At 73.7% G+C, this 24,113-nt stretch carries 1 protein-coding gene; it reads left to right on the top strand.

Features of this window, described 5'->3' with window-relative positions; all coding sequences use genetic code 11:
• Window positions 1–59 precede the first annotated feature (59 nt).
• Window positions 60–24,113: a non-ribosomal peptide synthase/polyketide synthase gene (locus tag FHS34_RS08875; protein WP_184963048.1), complete on the top strand. Its 24,054-nt coding sequence runs from the start codon at window positions 60–62 to the stop codon at window positions 24,111–24,113.

Below are 24,113 nucleotides of genomic sequence, written 5' to 3'. Positions count from 1 at the left end.
GTCGGCGCGGTCCGGCGTGCCCCGCCATCACGCCTGCCCACACCCTCGGAGGTACCCCCATGTCCCGTCGCGATGGTGACGCCCTTCCCCTGACAGCGGCCCAGCGCGAGATCTGGCTCGCCGAGCAGCGCTCCCGCACGCCGATCCCGGGTTACCGCGTGGGCGAGTGCCTGGAGATCCACGGTCCGGTGGACCGGCAGCTGTTCGAGAGCGCGCTGCGCCGGGTGGTCGACGAGGTCGACGCCCTGCACGTGACCTTCGTCGACGACGGGGAGGGCCCGCGCCAGGTCCTCCGGGAGAGCTGGGACTGGGCCCCGGCCCACCTCGACCTCAGCGGGGAGCCCGACCCCCGGGCGGCGGCCGTGGAATGGATGGAGCGGGACCTGCTGCGCCCGCTGGACCTCGCCCGCGACCCGCTGTTCGGCCACGCGCTGATCAAGGCGTCGCCGACGGAGTACCTCTGGTACCTGAACTACCACCACGTGGTGCTGGACGCGATCAGCAGCTCCATGCTCCGACAGCGGGTCGGCGAGGTGTACTCGGCGCTGGCCGAGGGCGCCACCGTGCCGCCCTGCCCGTTCGGCTCGCTGCGGGACCTGGTCGCCAGCGACGCCGCCTACCGCGCCTCCACCGACTTCGCCGCCGACCGTGCCTACTGGACCGAGCGCTTCGCCGACCTGCCCGCCCCGACCCGGCTCACCGACACCCCCGCGACCGATCCGCACCGCGCCCTCCGGCTGGCCGAGGAGCGGGAACTGCGCCGCCCGGACGCCCTGCGGGCGGCGGCGGGACGTTGCGGCGTCCGGTGGTCCCGGCTGCTGGTCGCGGCGACGGCGCTCTACGCCCACCGGCTGACCGGCGACCAGGACGTGGTGCTCGCCCTGCCCGTCACCGCCCGCCGGGGCGCCGACCGCGACCTGACGGCGGTGCCGGGCACGATGTCCAACGTGGTGCCGCTGCGGCTGACGGTGCGGCCTGACATGCCGTGGCGCGAACTCGTCGCCCAGGCGGCGCGGGAGGTCGAGACGGCCGTCGCGCACGAGCGCTACCGCAGCGAGGACCTGCTTCGGGACCTCGGCGCCCCCGGCGGCATCGGGACGGCGTTCCCGCTGATCGTCAACATCATGGCCTTCAACTCCCGGCCGGACTTCGCCGGGCACCCGGCCTCCGTCCACCACTTCGTGTCCGGGTCGACCACCGACCTCGCCGTCTGGGTCTTCGACTACCGGGACGGCAACCCGCCGCTGCTCCGGCTGCACGGCTCACCGGAGGCGTACGGCCCCGACGACCTCGCCGACCACCAGCAGCGGCTGCTCACGCTGCTGGACACCCTCGCGGACTGCGACCAGGACGAACCGGTGGGCCGGATCGAACTGCTCACCGCCGAGGAGCGGCGTGAGCTGGCGGTGCTCGGCTCCGGACCGGAGGTGCCGACCCCGGCCACGAGCCTGCCGGAGGTGTTCCGGGAGCACGTCCGGCAGGCTCCGGAGCTGGTCGCGCTGGTGTGCGGCGACGTCTCGCTGACGTACGCGGAACTGGACGCGCGGGCCAACCGGCTGGCGCACGCCCTGATCGCCCGGGGAGCGGGCCCGGAGCGGCTGGTGGCGGTCGCCCTGCCGCGCTCGGCGGAGCTGGTGGTGGCGATCCTCGCGGTGCTGAAGACCGGCGCGGCGTACGTCCCGGTCGACCCCGAGTACCCCGCCGCCCGGATCGCGTACCTGCTCGACGACGCCCGGCCGGCCCTGCTGGTCACGGACTCCCGCAGCGAGGGGCGGCTGCCCGAGGCCGGCCCCGTCGACCGGCTGGTGCTCGACGACCCCGACACGGCCGTCCTGGTGGCGGGCTGCCCAGCGGACGACCCGATGGTGGCCGTCGACCCGAGTCACCCGGCGTACGTCATCTACACCTCCGGTTCCACGGGCAGGCCCAAGGGCGTGCTGCCGACCCACGGCGGCCTGCTCGACCTGCTCACCGACCTCCAACAGGTGCAGTTCGCGCCGCTGCTGAAGGAGCGGCAGCGGCTGCGGGTGGCGCTGACCACCTCGGTGTCCTTCGACGCCTCCTGGAACCAGCTGCTCGCTCTGTTCGGGGGGCACGAGCTGCATGTCCTGGAGCACGAGACCTGGACCGACCCCGACGCCCTCGTCGGATACGCGGCGCGCTGCGGACTGGACTACCTCGAAGCCACCCCGTCCTACCTTCAGGTGCTCTTGTCGCACGGGCTGCTGAGCGACCCAAGGTGGCGCCCGGCACTGGTCGCGGCGGGCGGCGAGGCCGTCCCGGAGCGGCTGTGGGAGCAGCTGCGGGCGGCGGAGGGCGTGTCCTGCCTCAACCTCTACGGACCGTCCGAATGCACCGTCAACTCGGTGACCGCACCGCTGGAGTCGAGCCCACGCCCGGTGATCGGCCGACCGGTCACCAACGCCCGGCTGTACGTGCTCGACGGCGCCCTGCGGCCGCTGCCGACCGGTGCGGCGGGTGAGCTGTACATCGCGGGCGCGGGGCTGGCCCGCGGCTACCTCGACCGGCCGGGGCTGACCGCCGGGCGGTTCGTCGCGGACCCGTTCGGGCCGGGAGGGTCGCGTATGTACCGCACCGGGGATCTGGTGCGCTGGGACGCGGCCGGGAACCTGGAGTTTCTCGGCCGTACCGACGACCAGGTCAAGATCCACGGCTTCCGGGTCGAGCTCGGCGAGATCGAGGCCGTGCTCGCCGAGCACCCGCAGGTCGCCCGGGCCGCCGTGACGGTGCGCACCGAGGAGGAACCCCGGCTGGTCGCCTACGCGGTGCCCGGTCACGGCGCCACCGTGACCGAGACCGCGCTGCGCGACCACCTGCGGGACCGGCTGCCCCGGCACATGGTGCCGTCCGCGTACGTGCTGCTGGGCGCGTTGCCGCTGACTCCGAACGGCAAGCTCGACCGGCGGGCCCTCCCGGCGCCCGAGCGACAGCCCGCCGCGCCGGGCCGCGCACCGCGCACCGCCACCGAGCACCTGCTCGTCGGGCTGTTCGCCGAGGTGCTGGGGGTGGCCGAACCCGGGCCGGACGACAGCTTCTTCGACCTCGGCGGGCACTCCCTGCTGGCCACCCGGCTGATCGCCCGGGCCCGCTCGCTCCTCGGCGTGGAGCTGCGGCTCGGCGACCTGTTCGACGCGCCGACGGTGGCGGCACTGGCGGCGGCCGTGGATGTCGCGGGCCGGGCCCGCCCCGCACTGGGGCGGCGCGAGCGGCCCGACGCGATCCCGCTGTCCTTCGCGCAGCGCCGGCTGTGGTTCCTGCACCGCATGGAGGGCCCGAGCGCCACCTACAACATCCCGCTGACCCTGCGCCTGTCCGGGGACCTGGACCGGCGGGCCCTGGAAGCCGCCCTGGCGGACGTGGTCGAGCGGCACGAGAGCCTGCGCACCGTCTTCCCGACGATCGACGGCGTGCCGTGCCAGCGGGTGCTGGACCCGGAGGAGGCCCGGCCGCGGCTGCGGATGACCGAGCTCGGCGAATGCGAGCTGCCGGAGCGGCTGGCGCAGGCGGCCCGGTACGGCTTCGACCTCGCCGAGGAGCCGCCGCTGCACGCCGAACTGTTCCAGCTGGCGGCCGAGGAGCACGTGCTGCTGCTGGTGGTGCACCACATCGCCGGCGACGGCTGGTCGATGGGGCCCCTCTCACGGGACCTCACGGCTGCCTACCTGGCCCGCGCCGAGGGCGCGAAACCGGAGTGGTCGCCGCTGCCGGTCCAGTACGCGGACTACGCCCTGTGGCAGCGGGAGCTGCTCGGTGACGGCTCGGACCGGAACAGCCTGCTGAACAGTCAGCTCGACTACTGGAGGGCGCGGTTGGCGGGCCTTCCGGAGCAGGTGGAGCTGCCGTTCGACCGGCCCCGGCCGGCCGCGATGTCCTACCGGGGCGCCCATCTGCCGGTGCGGATCGACGCAGAGCTGCACCAGGGCCTGCGCACGCTCGCCCGGGACGGCGGGGCCAGCCTCTTCATGGTGCTCCAGGCCGGGCTGGCCGCCCTGCTGGGCAAGCTGGGCGCGGGTACCGACGTACCCGTAGGCACGCCGATCGCCGGACGCACCGACGAGGCCGCGGACGAATTGGTCGGCTTCTTCGTCAACACCCTGGTGCTGCGCACCGACCTCTCCGGCGACCCCTCCTTCACCGAACTGCTGGGCCGGGTGCGGGCCGACGCGCTGGCCGCGTACGCGCACCAGGACGTGCCTTTCGAGCACCTGGTGGAGGCGCTGAACCCGGCTCGGTCGCTGGCGCACCACCCGCTGTTCCAGACCATGCTCGCGTTGCAGAACGCACCCCTCGGCACGTTCGACCTGCCCCGGCTGCGGGTGGCGACCGACCTGGTCCACACCGGGACGGCCAAGTGCGACCTGACTTTCATCCTGGCCGAAGAGCCCGGTGAGGACGGCCTGTCGGGCGTGGTGGAGTACAGCACCGACCTGTTCGACGAGGCCACCGTGACCGGGATCGTCGAGCGGTGGCTGCGGCTGCTGCGTGCCGTCGTCGCCGACCCGAGCCGGAGGATCGGCCAGGTGGACCTGCTGTCCGCCGACGAGCTCCGCGCGCTGCTCCCGGCTCGTACCGACCGGGACGAGGGGCCGTCGGAGAGCGGCCTGACCGCGCTGTTCGAGCGACAGGTACGGGCGAACCCGGCCGCCGTCGCCGTCACGGACGGCGAAGTCAATGTGACCTACGGCGAGTTGAACGCCCGCGCGAACCGGCTCGCGCACGCCCTGATCGACCGGGGAGTGGGCCCGGAGCAGCGCGTGGCCCTGGCCCTGCCGCGCTCGGCGGAGCAGGTCGTGGCGGTGCTCGCCGTGCTGAAGGCGGGCGGCGCCTACCTCCCGGTGGACCCGCGGTACCCGGCCGCCCGGATCACCTACCTGCTCCAGGACGCCCGGCCCGCGCTCCTCGTGACCACGAGCCGCATCGGCGACCTGCCGGGCGCGGACCAGGTGGACCGGCTGCTGCTGGACACGGCCGACCTGGACGGGCTGCCGGAGACGGACCCGGAGGTCCCCCTCCACCCGGGCCACGCCGCCTACGTCATCTACACCTCCGGCTCCACCGGCGACCCCAAGGGCGTGGTGGTCCCGCACCAAAACGTGGTGCGGCTGTTCGGCACCACCGAGAAGCAGTTCGGCTTCTCCGCCGAGGACGTCTGGACGCTCTTCCACTCCTATGCCTTCGACTTCTCGGTGTGGGAGCTGTGGGGTCCGCTGTTGTACGGCGGCCGTCTGGTGATCGTGGACCACGAGACCAGCCGCTCGCCCGGCCGCTTCCTGGAACTGCTCGCCCGCGAACGGGTGACCGTGCTCAACCAGACGCCGTCCGCGTTCTACCAGCTGATGCAGGCGGACGAGGAGGCCCCGGAGACCGGCCGCTCGCTCGCACTGCGCACGGTGGTGTTCGGCGGTGAGGCGCTGGAGCACGCCCGGCTCGCGAGCTGGTACGAGCGGCACCCGGACGACGCGCCGCGGCTGGTCAACATGTACGGCATCACCGAGACCACGGTGCACGTCACGTACGCGGCGCTCGACCGGGCCGAAACAGCCGCCGGCCAGATCGGCGCGGCGCTTCCGGACCTGCGGACGTACGTGCTGGACGCCCACCTGCGGCCGGTGGCCCCGGGCGTGCCCGGCGAGCTGTACGTCGCGGGCGCAGGCCTGGCGCGCGGCTACCTGAACCGGCCCGGCCTGACCGCCGGGCGGTTCGTGGCCGACCCGTTCGGACCGCCGGGATCGCGGATGTACCGCAGCGGCGACGTGGTGCGCCGCGCGGAGTGGGGGTCCCCCCGGCCGGAGGCCGGGGGAGGAAGCCTGCGCTACGTCGGCCGGGCCGACCAGCAGGTGAAGGTGCGCGGCTTCCGGATCGAGCTCGGCGAGATCGAGGCGGCCCTGGCCGCGCACCCCGGTGTCGCCCAGATCGCCGTCCTGGCCCGGCAGGACCGGGCCGACGACACCCGGCTGGTCGCGTACCTGGTGCCGGCCGCAGGTACCGCACCGAGTCCGGCCGAACTGCGCGCGCACCTGAGCGAGCGGTTGCCGGAGTACATGGTGCCGTCGGCCTTCGTCGTGCTGGACACGCTGCCGCTGACCGCCAACGGCAAGCTGGACCACAGGGCCCTGCCCGTCCCCGACCTCGCCCCGGCGGCCACCGCCCGCGCGCCGCGCAGCGCGCAGGAGCAGATCCTCTGCGAGCTGTTCGCCGAGGTCCTGGGCGTGCCGTCGGCCGGCGTCGAGGACGGCTTCTTCGACCTGGGCGGGCACTCGCTGCTGGCCACCCGCCTGGCCGCCCGGATCCGCGCGACGCTCGGCGTGGAAATGCCGCTGCGCACCCTGTTCGAGGCGCCCACACCGGCCGGCCTGGCATCGGCCCTGGTGGCGGCCGGACCGGCGCAGGCCGCCCTGGTACGGCGCGAGCGGCCCGGGGCGATCCCGCTGTCGTTCGCGCAGCGGCGGCTGTGGTTCCTGCACCAGCTGGAGGGAGCCAGCGCGAACTACCACATCTGCCTGGCCTGGCGGCTGTCCGGGGATCTGGACCGGCGGGCCCTGGAGGCCGCCGTGGCGGACGTGGTGGCCCGGCACGAGAGCCTGCGCACCGTCTTCCCGGCGGTGGACGGCGTGCCGTACCAGCAGGTGCTGGATGTCGCGGCAGCCCGCCCGCGGCTGCTCGTGAGCCGGACCACCGAGGCCGAGCTGCCGGCCGCCATGGCGCAAGCGAAGACCCGCCGGTTCGACCTGGCTGTTGATGTGCCGCTGCGTGCCGGGCTGTTCGAGCTGGCGGCGGACGAGCACGGGTTCCAGGTGGTACTCCACCACATCGCGGCTGACGGCTGGTCGCTGGGCCCTCTCGCGCAGGACCTGACCACCGCGTACGCGGCGCGGTGCCGCGGCGAGGAGCCGCAGTGGAAGGAGCTGCCGGTCCAGTACGCCGACTACACCCTGTGGCAGCACGAGCTGCTCGGCGACGCCGCCGACGGGGACAGCCTGTTCGCCCGGCAGGCGGCCTACTGGACCCGCCGGCTGGCCGGTCTGCCCGAGCAGATCCAGCTGCCCGGCGACCGGCCCCGCCCGGCGGTCGCCACGCACCGGGGCGGTTCCGTGCGTGCCGAACTGGACGCCGAGCTGCACCGCGGGCTGCGCGAACTCGCCCGCGCCCACGGCACCAGCCTGTTCATGGTGCTCCAGGCCGGGCTCGCCGTGTTGCTCAGCAAGCTCGGCGCCGGCGACGACATCCCGGTCGGGAGCCCGGTCGCGGGCCGGACCGACCAGGCGCAGGACGAGATGGTCGGCTACTTCGTCAACACCCTGGTGTTCCGTACCGACACCTCGGGCGACCCGACGTTCGCCGAACTGCTGGGCCGGGTCCGGGAGACCGCGCTGGCCGCGTACGCGCACCAGGACCTTCCGTTCGAGTACCTCGTCGAGGCCCTCAACCCGGTCCGGTCGCTGGCGCACCACCCGCTGTTCCAGGTCATGCTGGTGCTGCAGAACGCACCCCGGGCCGACTTCGCGCCGCCCGGGCTGCGGGTCGGCGACATGCCGTCGACGTCCACCACCGCCAAGCTCGACCTGATCTTCACGATGTCCGAGCGGCATGCGGAGGACGGTTCCCCGGACGGGATCGACGGGTTCGTCGAGTACTCCAGCGACCTGTACGACCCGGCCACCGTCGAGACGATGTTCGGGCGGTGGGTCCGGCTGCTCCGCGCCGCGATCGCCGACCCCCGGCGGCGGCTCAGCCGAATCGGCCTGCTCACCCTCGAGGAGCGCGGTGAGCTGACGGCGCTGGGCACCGGCCCGGCGGCCCAGGCCTTCACCGAGAGCCTGCCGGAGCTGTTCCGCTCTCAGGTGCGTGCGACTCCGGACGCCGTCGCGGTGGTGGGGCCGGAAGCAACGCTGACGTACGCCGAGCTGGACGCGAGGGCGAACCGGCTGGCCCATGCGCTGATCGCCCGGGGCGCGGGCCCGGAACGGCTGGTAGCGGTGGCCCTGCCGAGGTCGGCCGAGCTGGTGGTGGCGATCCTCGCGGTGATGAAGACCGGCGCGGCGTACCTCCCGGTCGATCCGCAGTACCCGCCCGCCCGGATCGAGTACATGCTCGACGACGCCCGGCCGGTCCTGACCGTGACCGACACCCGCACCCGGGGCCGACTGCCCCGGACCGGTCCCACCGGATGGCTGGTGGCCGACGACCCGGAGACGGCCGCGCTGGTGGCGGGGTGCCCGTCGACGGACCCCGCGGTGGCCATCGACCCGGGCCTCCCCGTCTACGTCATCTACACTTCCGGCTCCACCGGCAGGCCCAAGGGCGTGGTGGTGACGCACGGCGGCCTGTCCAACCTCTTCGCCAACCAGTGCCCGCTGATCCTCCGGACAGGGCAGCGGCTGCGGATGGGGCTGACCACGTCCGTGTCGTTCGACGCTTCCTGCGACCAGCTGATCGCCCTCTTCGCGGGCCACGAGCTGCACGTCCTGGACGAGGCCACCTGGTCCGACCCGGAGGCCTACCTCGAGTACGCCGTGCGGGCCGGGCTGGACACGGTCGGCGGGACCCCGTCCTACCTGCAAGTCCTCGTCGAACATGGCCTGTTGGACCACCCGCGGTGGCGTCCCTCCGTGGTCGGGTTGGGCGGGGAGGTCGTTCCGGAACAGCTGTGGGAGCGGCTGCGGGCGGCCGAGGGGGTGTTCTCCCTGAACTACTACGGGCCGTCCGAGTGCACGGTGGACTCGGTCTGCGCGCCGCTGGGGTCGAGCCCGCGCCAAGTGATCGGCCGGCCGCTCGACGGTTTCCGGCTGCATGTGCTCGACACCGCGCTGCAGCCGGTCCCCGTGGGTGTGCCGGGTGAGCTGTACATCGCCGGTGCCGGGCTGGCGCGCGGCTACCTGAACCGGCCGGGCCTGACCGCGGGACGGTTCGTGGCGGACCCGTTCGGGCCGAGCGGTGGGGCCCTCCTGCCCGATGGCGGGCAAGGAGGGAGGATGTACCGCACCGGTGACCTGGTGCGGTGGGGCCCGGACGGAAACCTGGAGTTCCTCGGTCGTACCGACGACCAGGTCAAGGTCCGGGGATTCCGGATCGAACTCGGCGAGATCGAGGCGGCATTGGCGGAACACCCGCAGGTCGCGCGGGCCGCCGTGATCGTCCGGCAGGACCGGGCGGAGGACACCCGCCTGGTCGCCTACCTGGTGCCCGCCACCGGGGCGGAGCTCCGGCCGGAGGACCTGCGGGCACACCTGCGCGAGCGGCTGCCGGACTACATGGTGCCGGCCGCGTTCGTCTCCCTCGACGCCCTGCCGCTGAACGCCAGCGGCAAGCTGGACCGGCGCGCCCTGCCCGAGCCCGAGGTCACCGCGAGGCGGTCCGGCCGGGCTCCGCACACTCCCCAGGAACACGTGCTGGCCGGGCTGTTCGCCGAGGTGCTGGGCCTGCCTCAGGTCGGGGTCGACGACGACTTCTTCGACCTTGGCGGGCACTCCCTGCTGGCCACCCGGCTGGTGGCCCGGGTCAGGGCGACCCTGGGCGTGGAACTCCCGCTGCGCACCCTGTTCCAGGCCCCGACGGTGGCCGGCCTGGCCGCCGGTCTGGGCGGCGCGGACGGGGCCAGGCTCGCCCTGGAGCCGGTGGAGCGGCCCGACCTGGTGCCGCTGTCGTCCGCCCAGCGGAGGCTGTGGTTCCTTCGCCAGCTGGAAAGCGCCGGCTCGGTCTACAACATGCCGCTCGCGTGGCGGCTGTCGGGACCACTGGACCCGGCGGCGCTGGAGGCGGCGCTGGGCGACGTCGTCGACCGGCACGAAACCCTGCGCACGATCTACCCGGCCGCGGACGGTGTGCCCCACCAGCAGGTACTGGCCTCCGGCGAGGCGCGCCCGAGGCTGTCGGTCACCGCGGCCGACGAGAGGGACCTGCCGGAACTGCTGGCGGGGGCCGCAGGGCGCGGATTCGACCTCGCGGCCGAAACTCCGCTGCGCGCCGAGGTGTTCGGGATTTCGGCGGACGACCATGTGCTGCTCCTCGTGATGCACCACATCGCCGGTGACGGCTGGTCGCTGGGCCCGCTGGCCGCCGACCTGGCCACCGCGTACGCGGCACGCCGCCGGGGCGAGGAGCCGCAGTGGGCGCCACTGCCCGTGCAGTACGCCGACTACACCCTGTGGCAGCGGGAGCTGCTCGGCGACCCGGCCGACCCGGAAAGCCTGTTCGCTCGCCAGCAGACCTACTGGAGCGAGCAGTTGGCGAACCTGCCGGAGCAGATCCGGCTCCCCGCCGACCGCCCGCGACCCGCGACCCCCTCCTACTCCGGCGGCCATCTCGCGATCGAACTGGACGCCGAACTGCACGCCGGGCTGCTCCGGCTGGGCCGGGAACACGGCGCCAGCGTGTACATGGTGCTGCAGGCCGCGCTGGCGGCGCTGCTCGACAAGCTCGGCGCGGGCACGGACATCCCGGTCGGAAGCCTGATCGCCGGCCGGACCGACCAGGCCCTGGACGACCTCGTCGGATTCTTCGTCAACACCCTGGTGCTCCGCACGGACACCAGCGGCGACCCGACCTTCGCCGAGCTGCTGGGCCGGGTCCGCGAGGGCGCACTGGCCGCGTACGCGCACCAGGACCTGCCGTTCGAACACGTCGTCGAGGCTCTCAACCCGTCCCGGTCGCTCGCCCGTCAGCCGCTGTTCCAGGTGCTGCTCGCGCTGCAGAACGTGCCCCGCACCGAGTTCGCGCTGAGCGGTCTGGCCGCCGAGATCGTCCTGGTGCGGACACCGACGGCGATGTTCGATCTCGGCTTCCACCTGCTGGAGCGCGGCGGCACCGGCGGACCGGCCGAGGGCATCGTCGGGCGGGTCGAGTACAGCACCGATCTGTTCGACCCCGCCACGGTGGAGGCACTCGTCGCCCGGTGGCTGCGTCTGCTGGCGTCGGTGGTCGCCGAGCCGGACCGGCCGCTGAGCCGGATCGACGTCCTCACCGCCGAGGAGCGGCACGAGCTGCTGGTCGTACGCAACGACACCGCGTGCCCGGCCCCTGATGCCGGCCTGCCCGCTCTGTTCGAGGCACAGGTCCGGGCGACCCCCCAGGCCCCGGCGGTGGTGTTCGAGGACACCGTGCTGACCTACCGGGAGCTGAACCGCAGGGCCAATCGCCTGGCGCACGGGCTGATCGCGCGCGGGGCGGGACCGGAGCAGGTCGTCGCCCTGCGGCTGCCGCGCTCCGCCGAGCTGGTGGTCGCCGTACTCGCGGTGCTCAAGACGGGCGCGGCGTACCTGCCGGTCGACCCGGACTACCCGGCCGCCCGCATCGCGTACATGCTTCAGGACGCGAGGCCGGCCGTGGTCCTCGACGACCTCGCGGCCGTCACACCGGACGGGGATCTGCCGGAGCACGATCCGGCCGTCGCCGTGGACGCGCGACACCCGGCTTACGTCATCTACACCTCGGGTTCCACCGGCCGGCCCAAGGCCGTGGTGATGCCCGCCGCCGGGCTGCTGAACCTGCTGGCGTGGCACCACAAGTCCGTCGGTGGCGAACCCGGCACGCGTACCGCGCAGTTCACCGCGATCAGCTTCGACGTCTCGGTGCAGGAGACGCTCTCCGCGCTGCTGTACGGCAAGACCCTGGTGGTGCCGACCGAGGAGCAGCGCCGCAGTGCCGAACTGTTCGCCCGCTGGCTGGACCGGCACGGGGTCGAGGAGCTGTTCGCGCCCAACCTGGTGGTCGAGGCGCTGGCCGAGGCCGCCGAGGAGGCCGGACTGGAGCTGCCGAAGCTGAGGCTGATCGCGCAGGCCGGCGAAGCGATGCGCCTCGGCGGTGTCGTACGCCGCTTCCAGGCCAGGCGGCCGGGCCGGGAGCTGCACAACCACTACGGCCCCGCCGAGACCCATGTGATCACCGCCTACCCGCTGCCGGCCGACCCCGCCGACTGCCCACTGCCGGTACCGATCGGCCGACCCATCGCCAACTGCCAGGCATACGTTCTGGACTCGGCGCTGCGACCGGTCGCCCCCGGCGTGCTGGGTGAGCTGTATCTCGCCGGAGCGGGACTCGCCCGCGGCTACCTGAACCGGCCCGGGCTCACCGCCACGCGGTTCGTCGCCAACCCCTACGGTCCGGCCGGCACGCTGATGTACCGCACCGGTGACCTCGTCCGCTGGCGCGCCTCGGGATCCCCCGGGCCGGAGGCTGGGGGAGAGCTGGAGTTCGCGGGCCGGGTGGACCACCAGGTGAAGGTCCGCGGGTTCCGGGTCGAGCCGGGCGAGATCGAGGCCGAGCTGGCCGCGCACCCGGGTGTCGCCCAGGTCGCGGTGCTCGCCCGGGAGGACCGGATCGTCGCGTACGTCGTGCCCCTGGCCGGGACCGGGGCGACCGCGGCGGCGCTGGCGGCGTACCTGCGCGACCAGGTGCCGGACCACCTCGTGCCGTCCGCGTTCGTGCTGCTGGACGCGCTGCCGCTGACGCCGAACGGGAAGCTGGACCGGGCGGCGCTGCCCGCGCCCGAGCCGGGCACGACCGCCGGCGGCCGGGCGCCGCGCACGCCGCAGGAGCAGATTCTGTGCGAGTTGTTCGCCGAGGTGCTGGGCGTGCCGCGGGTCGGGGTCGACGACGGCTTCTTCGACCTGGGCGGGCACTCCCTGCTCGCCACCCGGCTGGTCTCGCGGGTCCGGGCGACCCTCGGGGTCGAGCTGGAACTGCGCAGCCTGTTCCGGGCGCCGACGCCCGCCGGGCTGGCGGCCGGTCTGCATGACGCCGGCACCGCGCGGCAGGCCCTGGTACCCCAGCCCCGCCGCGAACCGATGCCGCTGTCGTTCGCCCAGCGCCGGCTCTGGTTCCTCCAGCAGTTCGGGGCGCCGAGCGCCACGTACCACATGCCGCTCGCCCTGCGGCTGTCCGGCGACCTCGACCGGGACGCGCTGAGCGCCGCGCTCGCGGACGTGGTGGCCCGGCACGAGACCCTGCGCACGGTCTTCCCGCACACCGCCGGAGTCCCGTACCAGCGGGTGCTGGACACCGCCGAGGCCGCCGTCCGGCTGACCGTACGCGCGGCCGGCGAGGCGGAGCTGCCCGAACTGCTGCGCGAGGCGGCGGTGCGGGCGTTCGACCTGACCTCGGAAGTACCGCTGCGGGCGGAGCTGTTCGCGGTCGCGCCGGACGAGCATGTGCTGCTGCTGGTGATGCACCACATCGCAGGGGACGGCTGGTCCATGGGCCCGCTGGCCCGCGACCTCGCCGCGGCCTACACCGCCCGTCAGGGCGGCGGGGCACCGGCATGGCCGCCGCTGCCGGTGACGTACGGCGACTACACCCTGTGGCAGCACGAGATCCTCGGCGACGAGCACGACGCGGACAGCGCGTTCGCCCGCCAGGTCACCTACTGGACCCAGGCACTGGCCGGGCTGCCCGAGCAGCTGCGGCTGCCGGCCGACCGGCCGCGCCCGGCCACCATGTCGTACGGCGGCGACCTGCTCCAACTCCGGATCGACGCCGAACTGCACGCGGCGCTGGTGGAGTTGGCCCGGAGGTCGGGTGCGACCCTGTTCATGGTGCTCCAGGCCGCGCTCGCCGCGCTGTACACGCGGCTGGGTGCGGGCACGGACATCGCGATCGGGAGTCCGATCGCGGGGCGTACCGACGAGGCGCTGGACGAACTGGTCGGGTTCTTCATCAACACGCTCGTGCTGCGCACCGACACGAGCGGCGACCCGACGTTCACCGAGTTGCTCGGGCGGGTGCGGGAGACGGCGCTGTCGGCGTACGCGCACCAGGACGTGCCGTTCGAGCACCTGGTGGAGGTGCTGAACCCGTCCCGCGCGCTGTCCCACCACCCGTTGTTCCAGACCGGGCTGGTCGTGCAGAACGCACCGGGCGGCGACTTCGAGCTGCCGGGTCTCCGGGTCTCCGCGGTGACCGTGCTCACCGGGACGGCGCGGCTCGACCTGACCTTCGGGTTCGCGGAGGAGCACGGGCCCGACGGCGCGCCGGCCGGGCTCAGCGGCGCGGTCGAGTACAGCACCGACCTGTTCGACCGCTCGACGGTCGAGGCCCTGGTCGCCCGATGGACCAGGCTGCTGGCCGCGGTCGCCGCCGCGCCCGGCCGGCCGGTCGGCGGGATCGACCTGCTGTCCGCCGAGGAGCGCTGCGAGCTGCTGCCCACCGCCGAGGGCGAGGCGGCCGGGGCGAGCCTGACGGAGCTGTTCGCGGCGCAGGTGACGGCGACGCCGGACGCGGTTGCGCTGGTGTGTGGCGATGCCGAGTTGACGTATCGGCAGCTGAACGCCCGGGCGAACCGGTTCGCGCACGCGCTGATGGCTCGGGGTGTGGGTCCGGAGCAGGTAGTTGCGGTGGCGTTGCCGCGGTCGGTGGAGTCGGTGGTGGCGGTCCTGGGTGTGCTGAAGGCCGGGGCCGCGTACCTGCCGGTGGATCCGGCTTACCCGGCGGCACGGATCGCGTTCATGCTGGACGACGCCCGGCCCATGGTGGTGATCGACGACCCGGCGACAGTGACCGAAGGGAACTGGCCGGACACCGACCCGCAGACCGCGCTCGACGTCCGGCACCCGGCATACGTCATCTACACCTCGGGTTCGACGGGCCGGCCCAAGGGCGTCGTGGTGAGCCACACCGGCGTGTCGGGCCTGGTGGCGGCACAGGTCGAGAGGCTCGGTGTGGCGCCGGGCAGCCGGGTCCTCCAGTTCGCCTCGCCAAGCTTCGACGCGTCCTTCTGGGACCTGTGCAGTGCCGTCATCACCGGAGCCGCCCTCGTCCTGGCCCCGTCCGAGGCCCCGCTGGAGGCACTGACGGACCGCCGGCTCGACGTCACCCACGTGACGCTTCCGCCCTCGGCCCTGACCGCGCTGGAGAGCGCCGACCTCACGGCCACCACCCTGGTGGTCGCGGGCGAGGCCTGCCCACCGGAGCTGGTGGTCCGGTGGGCGCCGGGCCGACGGATGATCAACGCGTACGGTCCGACGGAGACGACGGTGTGCGCGACCATGAGCGATCCGCTGTCCCCGGGGCGCGGTGTACCGCCGATCGGCCGAACGGTCGCGGGCTTCCGGGCGTACGTCCTCGACGAGCGGCTGCGCATCGTGCCGCCGGAGGTGGCGGGGGAGTTGTACATCGCCGGCCCCGGCCTGGCGCGCGGGTACCTGAACCGGCCCGCTCTGACGGCCGGGCGGTTCGTCGCCTGCCCGTTCGGCCCGGCGGGCGCGCGGATGTACCGCACCGGTGACCTGGTCCGCCGACGCACCCCGGAGGCTGGGGGAGAGCTGGAGTACATCGGCCGCGCCGACGACCAGGTGAAGATGCGCGGCTTCCGCGTCGAACCCGGCGAGATCGAGGCGTCCCTGACCGAGCACCCCGCGGTCGCCCAGGCCGCCGTCCTCGCCCGGCACGACCGGCTCGTCGGCTACGTGGCGGTGCGTCCCGGCACGGTCGTGGATCCGGCGGAGCTGACGGCCTATCTGCGCGACCGTCTGCCCGACTATCTGGTGCCGTCGGCGTTCGTGCTGCTGGACGCGCTGCCGCTGACGCCGAACGGGAAGCTGGACCGGGCGGCGTTGCCCGCGCCCGAGCCGGTGGCCACAGCCACGGGCCGGGCGCCGCGCACCCCGCAGGAGCAGATCCTGTGCGAGCTGTTCGCCGAGGTGCTGGGCGTGCCGCGGGTCGGGCTCGACGACGACTTCTTCGACCTGGGCGGGCACTCCCTGCTCGCCACCCGGCTGGTCGCACGGGTGCGGTCGGTGCTCGGAGTGGAGGTGGCGCTGCGCGCGCTCTTCCAGGCGCCCACCGTGGCGGGGCTGGCCGAGGCGCTGGCCGAGGCAGGCCGCGCTCGCCCGGCGCTGACCACGCGCGAGCGGCCGGAGGCGGTGCCGCTGTCCTTCGCCCAGCGCCGCCTCTGGTTCCTGCACCGCATGGACGGCGCCGCCGCGACATACCACATCCCGCTGGCACTCCAGCTGACCGGGACGCTCGACCGGGCGGCGCTGGACGAGGCGCTGGCCGACGTGGTGGCCCGGCACGAGAGCCTGCGGACGGTCTTCCCGGAGGTCGACGGCGTACCCTGCCAGCTCGTCCTGGACCCGGCCGAGGCCCGGCCCCGGGCGCGGCTGACCGAGGTGTCGGAGGCCGAACTGTCCGAGCGGCTCGCCGAGTTCGCCCGACGGCCCTTCGACCTGGAGGCCGAAGCGCCACTGCGGGCGGAGCTGTTCGCCCTCGCACCGGACGAGCACGTACTGCTGCTGGTGATGCACCACATCGCCGGCGACGGCTGGTCCACCGGCCCGCTGGCACGCGACCTGGCCGAGGCGTACGCCGCCCGGTGCGAGGGGCGCGCGCCGCACTGGCCGGCCCTGCCGGTGCAGTACGCGGACTACACACTGTGGCAGCGCGACCTGCTCGGCGACGCCGCCGACCGCCGGAGCCGGTTCGCCGAACAACTCGACTACTGGAAGCGTCAGCTGTCCGACCTGCCGGAGCTGCTCCAGCTGCCCACCGACCGGCCGAGGCCGGCCGTCGCCGGCTGGCGCGGGGACCATCTCGGCCTGGAGCTGAGCCCTGAACTGCACGCTGCGCTGGCGGAGTTGGCCCGGAAGTCGGGCGCGAGCCTGTTCATGGTGCTCCAGGGCGCGCTCGCCGCGCTGTACACGCGGCTGGGTGCGGGCACGGACATCGCGATCGGGAGTCCGATCGCGGGGCGTACCGACGAGGCGCTGGACGAACTGGTCGGGTTCTTCGTGAACACGCTGGTGCTGCGCACCGACACGAGCGGCGACCCGAGCTTCGCCGAGTTGCTGGAGCGGGTACGGGAGACCGCGCTGTCGGCGTACGCGCACCAGGACGTGCCGTTCGAGCACCTGGTGGAGGTGCTGAACCCGTCCCGCTCGCTGTCGCACCACCCCCTGTTCCAGACCATCCTGGCCGTGCAGAACGCCCCGATGGGCCGGTTCTCCCTGCCCGGCCTTGACGTCACCACCTACGCGGTGGCCACCGGGACCGCCAAGTTCGACCTCGGTGTGAGCCTCGTCGAACAGTTCGGCCCGGACGGCAGCCCGGCGGGGATCGTCGGCGCGGTGGAGTACGCCACCGACCTGTTCGACCGCTCGACGGTCGCGGCGCTCACTAGGCGCTGGACGCGCCTCCTGGAGGCGGTCACCGCCGACCCGGACCGGTCGATCGGAGTGATCGACCTCCTCGACGCCGACGAGCGGCACCGTTTGCTGGAGCGGGGCGACGCGACCGCCCGCGAGGTGGAGGCCGTCCCGGTACCGCAGGCTTTCGCGGCGCAGGTGGCGGTGACCCCGGATGCGGTCGCGCTGGTGTGTGGCGATGCCGAGGTGACGTACCGACAGCTGAATGCCCGCGCGAACCGGTTCGCGCATGCACTGATCGCACGGGGCATCGGCCCGGAGCAGACCGTGGCCGTGGCCCTGCCGCGCTCGGTGGAGTCCGTGGTGGCCGTCCTGGGCGTGCTGAAGGCCGGGGCCGCGTACCTGCCCGTGGATCCGGCCTACCCGCAGGCGAGGATCGCGTACATGCTGGCGGACGCCCGGCCGGCACTGATGGTCGACGACCCGGCGCTGGTGACCGAGGTGTCCGCGTGGTCGGAGACCGACCCCGTGGTCACGCTCGACGTCCGGCATCCGGCCTACGTGATCTACACCTCGGGCTCGACCGGCCGCCCCAAGGGCGTCGTGGTCGGCCACGGCGGCGTCGCGAGCCTGGTCGCCGCACAGATCGAGCGGTTCGCGATCGAACCCGACAGCCGGGTCCTCCAGTTCGCCTCGCCCAGCTTCGACGCCTCGGTGTCGGAGATCTTCACCGCCCTGCTGCGCGGCGCGGCCCTGGTGCTGCCCCCGACGGCGGACCCGGTCGCCGCGCTGACCGACCGCGACCTCGCGGTCACCCACGTGACCGTGCCCCCGTCCGTCCTCGCCGCCGTGCCGGACGGCTCCGTACAGGTGTCGACCCTGGTGGTGGCGGGTGAGGCGTGCCCGCCGGAGCTGGTGGACCGCTGGGCGTCCGGGCGCCGCATGGTCAACGCGTACGGCCCGACCGAGACCACGGTGTGCGCGACCATGAGCGACCCGCTGACCCCGGGAGCGGGCGTGCCGCCGATCGGCCGTCCGATCGTGGGCGCCCGGGTGTACGTGCTGGACGAGCGGCTGCGGCCGGTGCCGACGGGCGTGGCGGGGGAGCTGTACGTCGCGGGCGCGGGACTGGCGCGCGGCTACCTGAACCGGCCGGGCCTGACGGCCGGACGGTTCGTCGCCTGCCCGTTCGGGACCGGTGAGCGCATGTACCGCACCGGAGACCTGGTGCGCTGGCTGGGCCGGGGGCACCCCCGGCCCGAGGATGGGGGAGGGCGGCTGGAGTATGTCGGCCGCGCCGACGACCAGGTGAAGGTGCGCGGCTTCCGCGTCGAACCCGGCGAGGTCGAGGCGGCCCTCGCCGAGCACCCCGCCGTCGCCCGGGCCGCCGTCCTCGCCCAGGACGACCGGCTCGTCGGCTACGTCGTCCCGCACCAGGACGAGGCACGGGACAGCGGCCTGGAAGCGGACCACGTGGGCGAGTGGCGGGACATCTACGACGCCCTGCCCATCACCCCTGAGGAAGCCGGCTTCGGCCAGAACTTCGTCGGCTGGAACAGCAGCTACGACGCGAGCCCGATCCCCGTCGAGCAGATGCGGGAGTGGCGAGACGCCACCGTGGCCCGCATCCTGGCCCTGCGTCCCCGCCGGGTGCTGGAGGTCGGCGTCGGCACCGGACTGCTGCTCTCGCGGATCGCACCGCACTGCGAGACCTACTGGGCGACGGACTTCTCCGCCACGGCGGTCGACGCGCTGACCGCGCAGGTCGCCCGGCAGGACGACCTGGCCGAGCGTGTCGTGCTCCAGACCCGCCCGGCGCACGACACCGACGGCCTTCCGGCTGGGCGGTTCGACACCATCGTGATCAACTCGGTGGTGCAGTACTTCCCGTCCGCCGACTACCTCGCGGACGTGATCGAGAAGCTGATGCGACTGCTCGCCCCGGGCGGCACGCTCTTCGTCGGCGACATCCGCAACCTGCGGCTGCTGCGCCCGCTGGCCACCGCGGTCCAACTGCACCGCACCGGTGCCGACGGCGATCTCGCAACGGTGCGCCGCGCGGTGGAGCAGGCCGTCAGGGTGGAGAAGGAACTCCTGGTCGACCCGGACTTCTTCACCGTCCTGCGAGAGCGCGGCACGGACATCGGCGCGGTGGCCGTGGAGGTCAAGAGCGGCCGCCACCACAACGAACTGACCCGCTACCGCTACGACGTTACGCTGCACAAGGCACCGGTCGGCCCGGTGGTTCCGAGCCGGCCCGTCGAGCTGGAGTGGGGGCGGCAGGTCGCCGGGCAGGACGAGCTGCGCGAACTGCTCGCCCGGCCGGACGCGGACGTGCTGCGGATCACCGGGGTGCCGAACCGTCGCGTGGCGCGGGAGTCCGACCTGGCCCGGGCGCTGCAGAACGGCGACGGCTCGCTCGCCGAGCTGCTGGAGCGGCTGCACGGCCCGGAAGAGGGCGAACTCCCCGATCCGGAGGACTTCCGGGCCATCGGTGCGGAGTTCGACCGCTGGGTGGGCGTCACCTGGTCGGCCACCGCGGCCGACGCCCTGGACGTCGTCTTCGCCGACCCAATGGCGCATCTGGGCTCGCCGGTCGAGCCGTACCGGTCGGCCCGGACCACCAGCAGGCCGCTGTCGTCGCTGACCAACCGCCCGACCGGCAGCCGCGGCACCGGGGCCCTCATCGGCGAACTCCGCGCATGGCTGGGCGGGCGACTGCCCGACTACCTGATCCCGTCGGCGTTCGTGGTGCTGGAGACGCTGCCGCTGACGGCCAGCGGCAAGCTCGACCGCCGCGCGCTGCCCGCGCCCGACCTCGGCCCGGCCGGAGCCGGGCGGGCGCCGCGCACCCCGCAGGAACAGCTCCTCGCCGAGCTGTTCGCCGAGGTGCTCGGCCTGGCCCAGGTCGGCGTCGAGGACGGCTTCTTCGACCTGGGCGGACACTCACTGCTGGCGACCCGCCTGGCCTCCCGCGTCCGGGCGACCCTCGGCGCGGAACTCGAAGTCCGGACGCTGTTCGAGACGCCGACCGTGGCCGGACTGGCCGCCCGCCTCGACGGCTCCGGCACGGCGCGGCCCACGCTGACCGCCCAGCCGCGACCCGATCGCGTGGAGCTGTCCTTCGCCCAGCGCCGCCTGTGGTTCCTGCACCGGATGGACGGGCCGAGCGCCACCTACAACATGCCGCTCGCGCTGAGCCTGACCGGCGAACTCGACCGCCCGGCCCTGCACGCCGCGCTCGCGGACGTGATCGCCCGGCACGAGAGCCTGCGCACGGTGTTCCGCGAGACGGACGGCGTGCCGTACCAGGTCGTGCTGAGCGCTCCGGAGGCGCACCCGGAGCTGCCGGTGGTCGAGCTCGACGAGAGCCGGCTGGCCGAGCGGCTGGTGCAGACGGCCCGGCGAGGCTTCGACCTGGCGGCGGAGCCGCCGCTCCGGGCGGAGCTGTACGCGCTCGCGCCCGACCGGCACGTGCTGCTGGTCGTGGTGCACCACATCGCCGCCGACGGCTGGTCGATGGGGCCGCTCTCCGGCGACCTCGCGGCCGCCTACACGGCGCGCTGCCGAGGCGAGGAGCCGCAGTGGTCCCCGCTGCCGGTGCAGTACGCCGACTACACCTGCTGGCAACGTGACCTGCTCGGCGACACCGCCGACCCGGACAGCCTGTTCGCCCGGCAACTGGCCTACTGGAAGGACGAGCTGGCGGGCATTCCGCAGCAGGTGCAGCTGCCCGCCGACCGGCCCCGGCCGCCGGTGGCCTCCCAGCTGGGCAGCCGGGTCGTGGTCCGGCTGGACCCCGAACTGCACCAGGCACTGCGGGATCTGGCGGCCGCGCGCGGCGCCAGTATGTTCATGGTGCTCCAGGCCGGCCTTGCCGCGCTGCTCACCCGGCTCGGTGCCGGCACCGACATCCCGATCGGCAGCCCGATCGCGGGCCGTACCGACCAGGCGCTGGACGAGCTCGTCGGTTTCTTCGTCAACACTCTGGTGCTGCGCACCGACACGAGCGGCGATCCCGGTTTCGCCGAACTGCTCGACCGGGTGCGGCAGAAGGCGCTCGCCGCCTACGACCACCAGGACGTACCGTTCGAGTACCTCGTCGAGGTGGTCAACCCGGCCCGGTCGCTGTCGCACCACCCGCTGTTCCAGATCATGCTGGCCTTGCAGAACGCGCCGGTGGGCGAGTTCGCGCTGCCGGGGCTGGAGACCGGCCACCTGGAGGCGTCGACCGGCACCTCGCGGGTCGACCTGACGTTCAGCCTGGCCGAGCAGTTCCGCCCGGACGGCGGCCCCGACGGGCTGGTCGGCGCGGTGGAGTACGCCACCGACCTGTTCGAACCGGCCACCGTGGAGCTGCTGTTCGAGCGCTGGGCACGGCTGCTGCGCACGGCGGTCGCCGACCCCGGCCGGCCGATCAGCCGGATCGACATCATGTCGGGCGAGGAACGCCGCCGGCTGCTGTCCGAGTCCACCGGCGCCGCGGTCGAGCTGCCCGAGGCCGCGCTGCCGGAGCTGTTCGCCCGCCAGGTGCACGCCACCCCGGACGCGGTGGCCGTCGTGGCGGGCGCCACCGAGCTGACCTACCGGGAACTCGACCACCGCTCCAACCGCCTCGCGCGGGCGCTGATCCGCCAGGGCGTACGACCGGAGACACCGGTCGCGGTGCTGCTGGACCGCTCGGCGGAGCTGGTCGTGGCGCTCCTGGCGATCATCAAGGCGGGCGGCGCCTATGTGCCCCTCGACTCGCGTTTCCCGCAGTCCCGGATCGACCTGATCCTCCAGGAGGCCGGGGCCGCGCTGGTGCTCACCGAGGACGTGCTGACCGCGTTGATCGAGGGTGAGCCCGACCCCTCCGACATCGAAGCACGCTGCGACCAGCGGCAGTTGGCGTACGTGATGTACACCTCCGGCTCGACCGGGCGGCCGAAGGGCGTGGCCGTCACCCACCGCGACGTGGTCGGCCTCGCGCTCACCCCCGAATACCACGGCGGCGGACACGAGCGGGTGCTGATGCACTCCCCGACCGCCTTCGACCTCTCGACCTACGAGCTGTGGGTGCCGCTGCTGAGCGGTGGCCGGGTCGTGGTCGCACCGCCCGAGCGGCTGGACCTCGACCTGCTGCAGCACACGATCAGCACGCACGGGGTGACCGGACTGTGGCTGACGGCCGGCCTGTTCCGCCTGGTCGCCGAGGAGCGGCCGGGCCTGCTCGCGGGGGTGCGCGAGGTGTGGACCGGCGGTGACGTGGTCTCCCCGGCCGCCGTCGCCCGGGTGCTGGACGTCTGCCCCGGCATCGAGGTGGTCAACGGCTACGGGCCCACCGAGGCCACCACCCTGGCCACCTGCCACGCGGTCCGAACCCTCCCCGAGAACGCCGCCACCGTGCCGATCGGCGGGCCGATGGCGAACATGCGCGCCTACGTCCTCGACGACCGCCTGCGGCCGGTGCCCACGGGCCTGGTCGGCGAGCTGTACCTCGCGGGGACCGGCGTGGCCCGCGGCTACCTCGGCCGACCCGGCCTGACGGCAGAGCGCTTCACGGCCGACCCGTACGGGCCGCCCGGGAGCCGGATGTACCGCACCGGCGACCTGGCGTGGTGGCCGACCGACGGTACGCTGGAGTTCGCCGGACGGACCGACCACCAGGTCAAGCTCCGCGGCCTGCGGATCGAGCCCGGCGAGATCGAGGCGATCCTCGCGAGCTGCCCGGGCGTCGCCCAGGCGGCCGTCGTCGCCCGCGAGGACCGGCCCGGCGACAAGCGGCTCGTCGCCTACCTGGTGGCCGCTCCCGACGGCGAACCCGAGGCGGGCGAGCTCTCCGCGCGACTGCGCCGTGAACTGCCCGACTACATGGTGCCGTCGGCGTTCGTCACGCTGGACACGCTGCCGTTGACCGCCAACGGCAAGCTGGACCGGGCCGGCCTGCCCGCCCCCGACTACGGTGCGCCGGGCACCGGACGAGGCCCCCGGACGCCGCGGGAGCAGCTGCTGTGCGGCCTCTTCGCCGAGGTCCTCGGCCGGGAAGAGGTGCACATCGACGACAACTTCTTCGACCTGGGCGGCCACTCGCTGCTCGCCGCCCGCCTGGCCTCCCGCGTCCGCGAGACCCTCGGCCTGGAGCTGGGCCTGCGCATGCTGTTCGAGGCACCGACCGTGGCCGGTCTCACCGAGCGTCTGGTCATGGACGACCCCGACGACGCGTTGGACGTGGTGCTGCCGCTGCGTTCGAGCGGGACCGGCACGCCGCTGTTCTGCATCCACCCCGGCGGCGGCATCAGCTGGTCGTACAGCGGGCTCCTGAACCACATCGGGCCCCAGCACCCGGTCTACGCCATCCAGGCGCGCGGCCTCGGCCGCCCCGAACCCCTGGCCACGTCCTTCGAGGAGATGGCGGCCGACTACGCCGACCAGATCCGCAAGATCCAGCCCGAGGGCCCGTACCTCCTGCTCGGCTGGTCCGCCGGCGGGCTGATCGCCCACGCGCTCGCCTGCGAGCTTCAGGCGCGCGGCGAGCGGACCGCGCTGCTGGCGATCCTCGACGCCTACCCGGTGAAGGACGTGCAGTTCGACGAGATGCCCGTGCCCACCGAGCGGGACGTGCTCGTCGGTGTGCTCGACGTCGACCCGGACGAGCTGGGCGACCGGGAGCTGACCTACGGCGAGGTCGCCGAGGTCCTGAACCGGCGGGGCAGCGCGCTCCAGGGCCTCACGGAGCAGCAGATCGAGGTCATCGTCCACATCATGATCAACAACGCGAAGCTGGCGGTCGACTTCGTCCCGGCCGGGTTCGACGGCGACCTGCTGCTGTTCAACTCGACGATCGACCGCGGCGAGGACGACGCCGGGCCCGCGACCTGGCGCCCGTACATCGCGGGACGGATCGAATCACACGAGATCACCACCCGGCACAACCGGATGACCGAAGCCGGCTCGCTGGCCCAGATCGGACCGATCCTGGCCGCCCGCCTCGCCGAGGTCACCGGTGACACCACCCTTTCCCACCAGGAGGACTGA

The organism is Streptomyces echinatus, assembly GCF_014203595.1.
Classification (GTDB): domain Bacteria; phylum Actinomycetota; class Actinomycetes; order Streptomycetales; family Streptomycetaceae; genus Streptomyces; species Streptomyces echinatus.
This window is presented reverse-complemented; position numbering and strand designations above follow the sequence as displayed.

Coding starts and splice junctions, on each gene's coding strand:
- FHS34_RS08875 (WP_184963048.1), top strand. CDS start 60: ATGTCCCGTCGCGATGGTGACGCCCTTCCCCTGACAGCGGCCCAGCGC.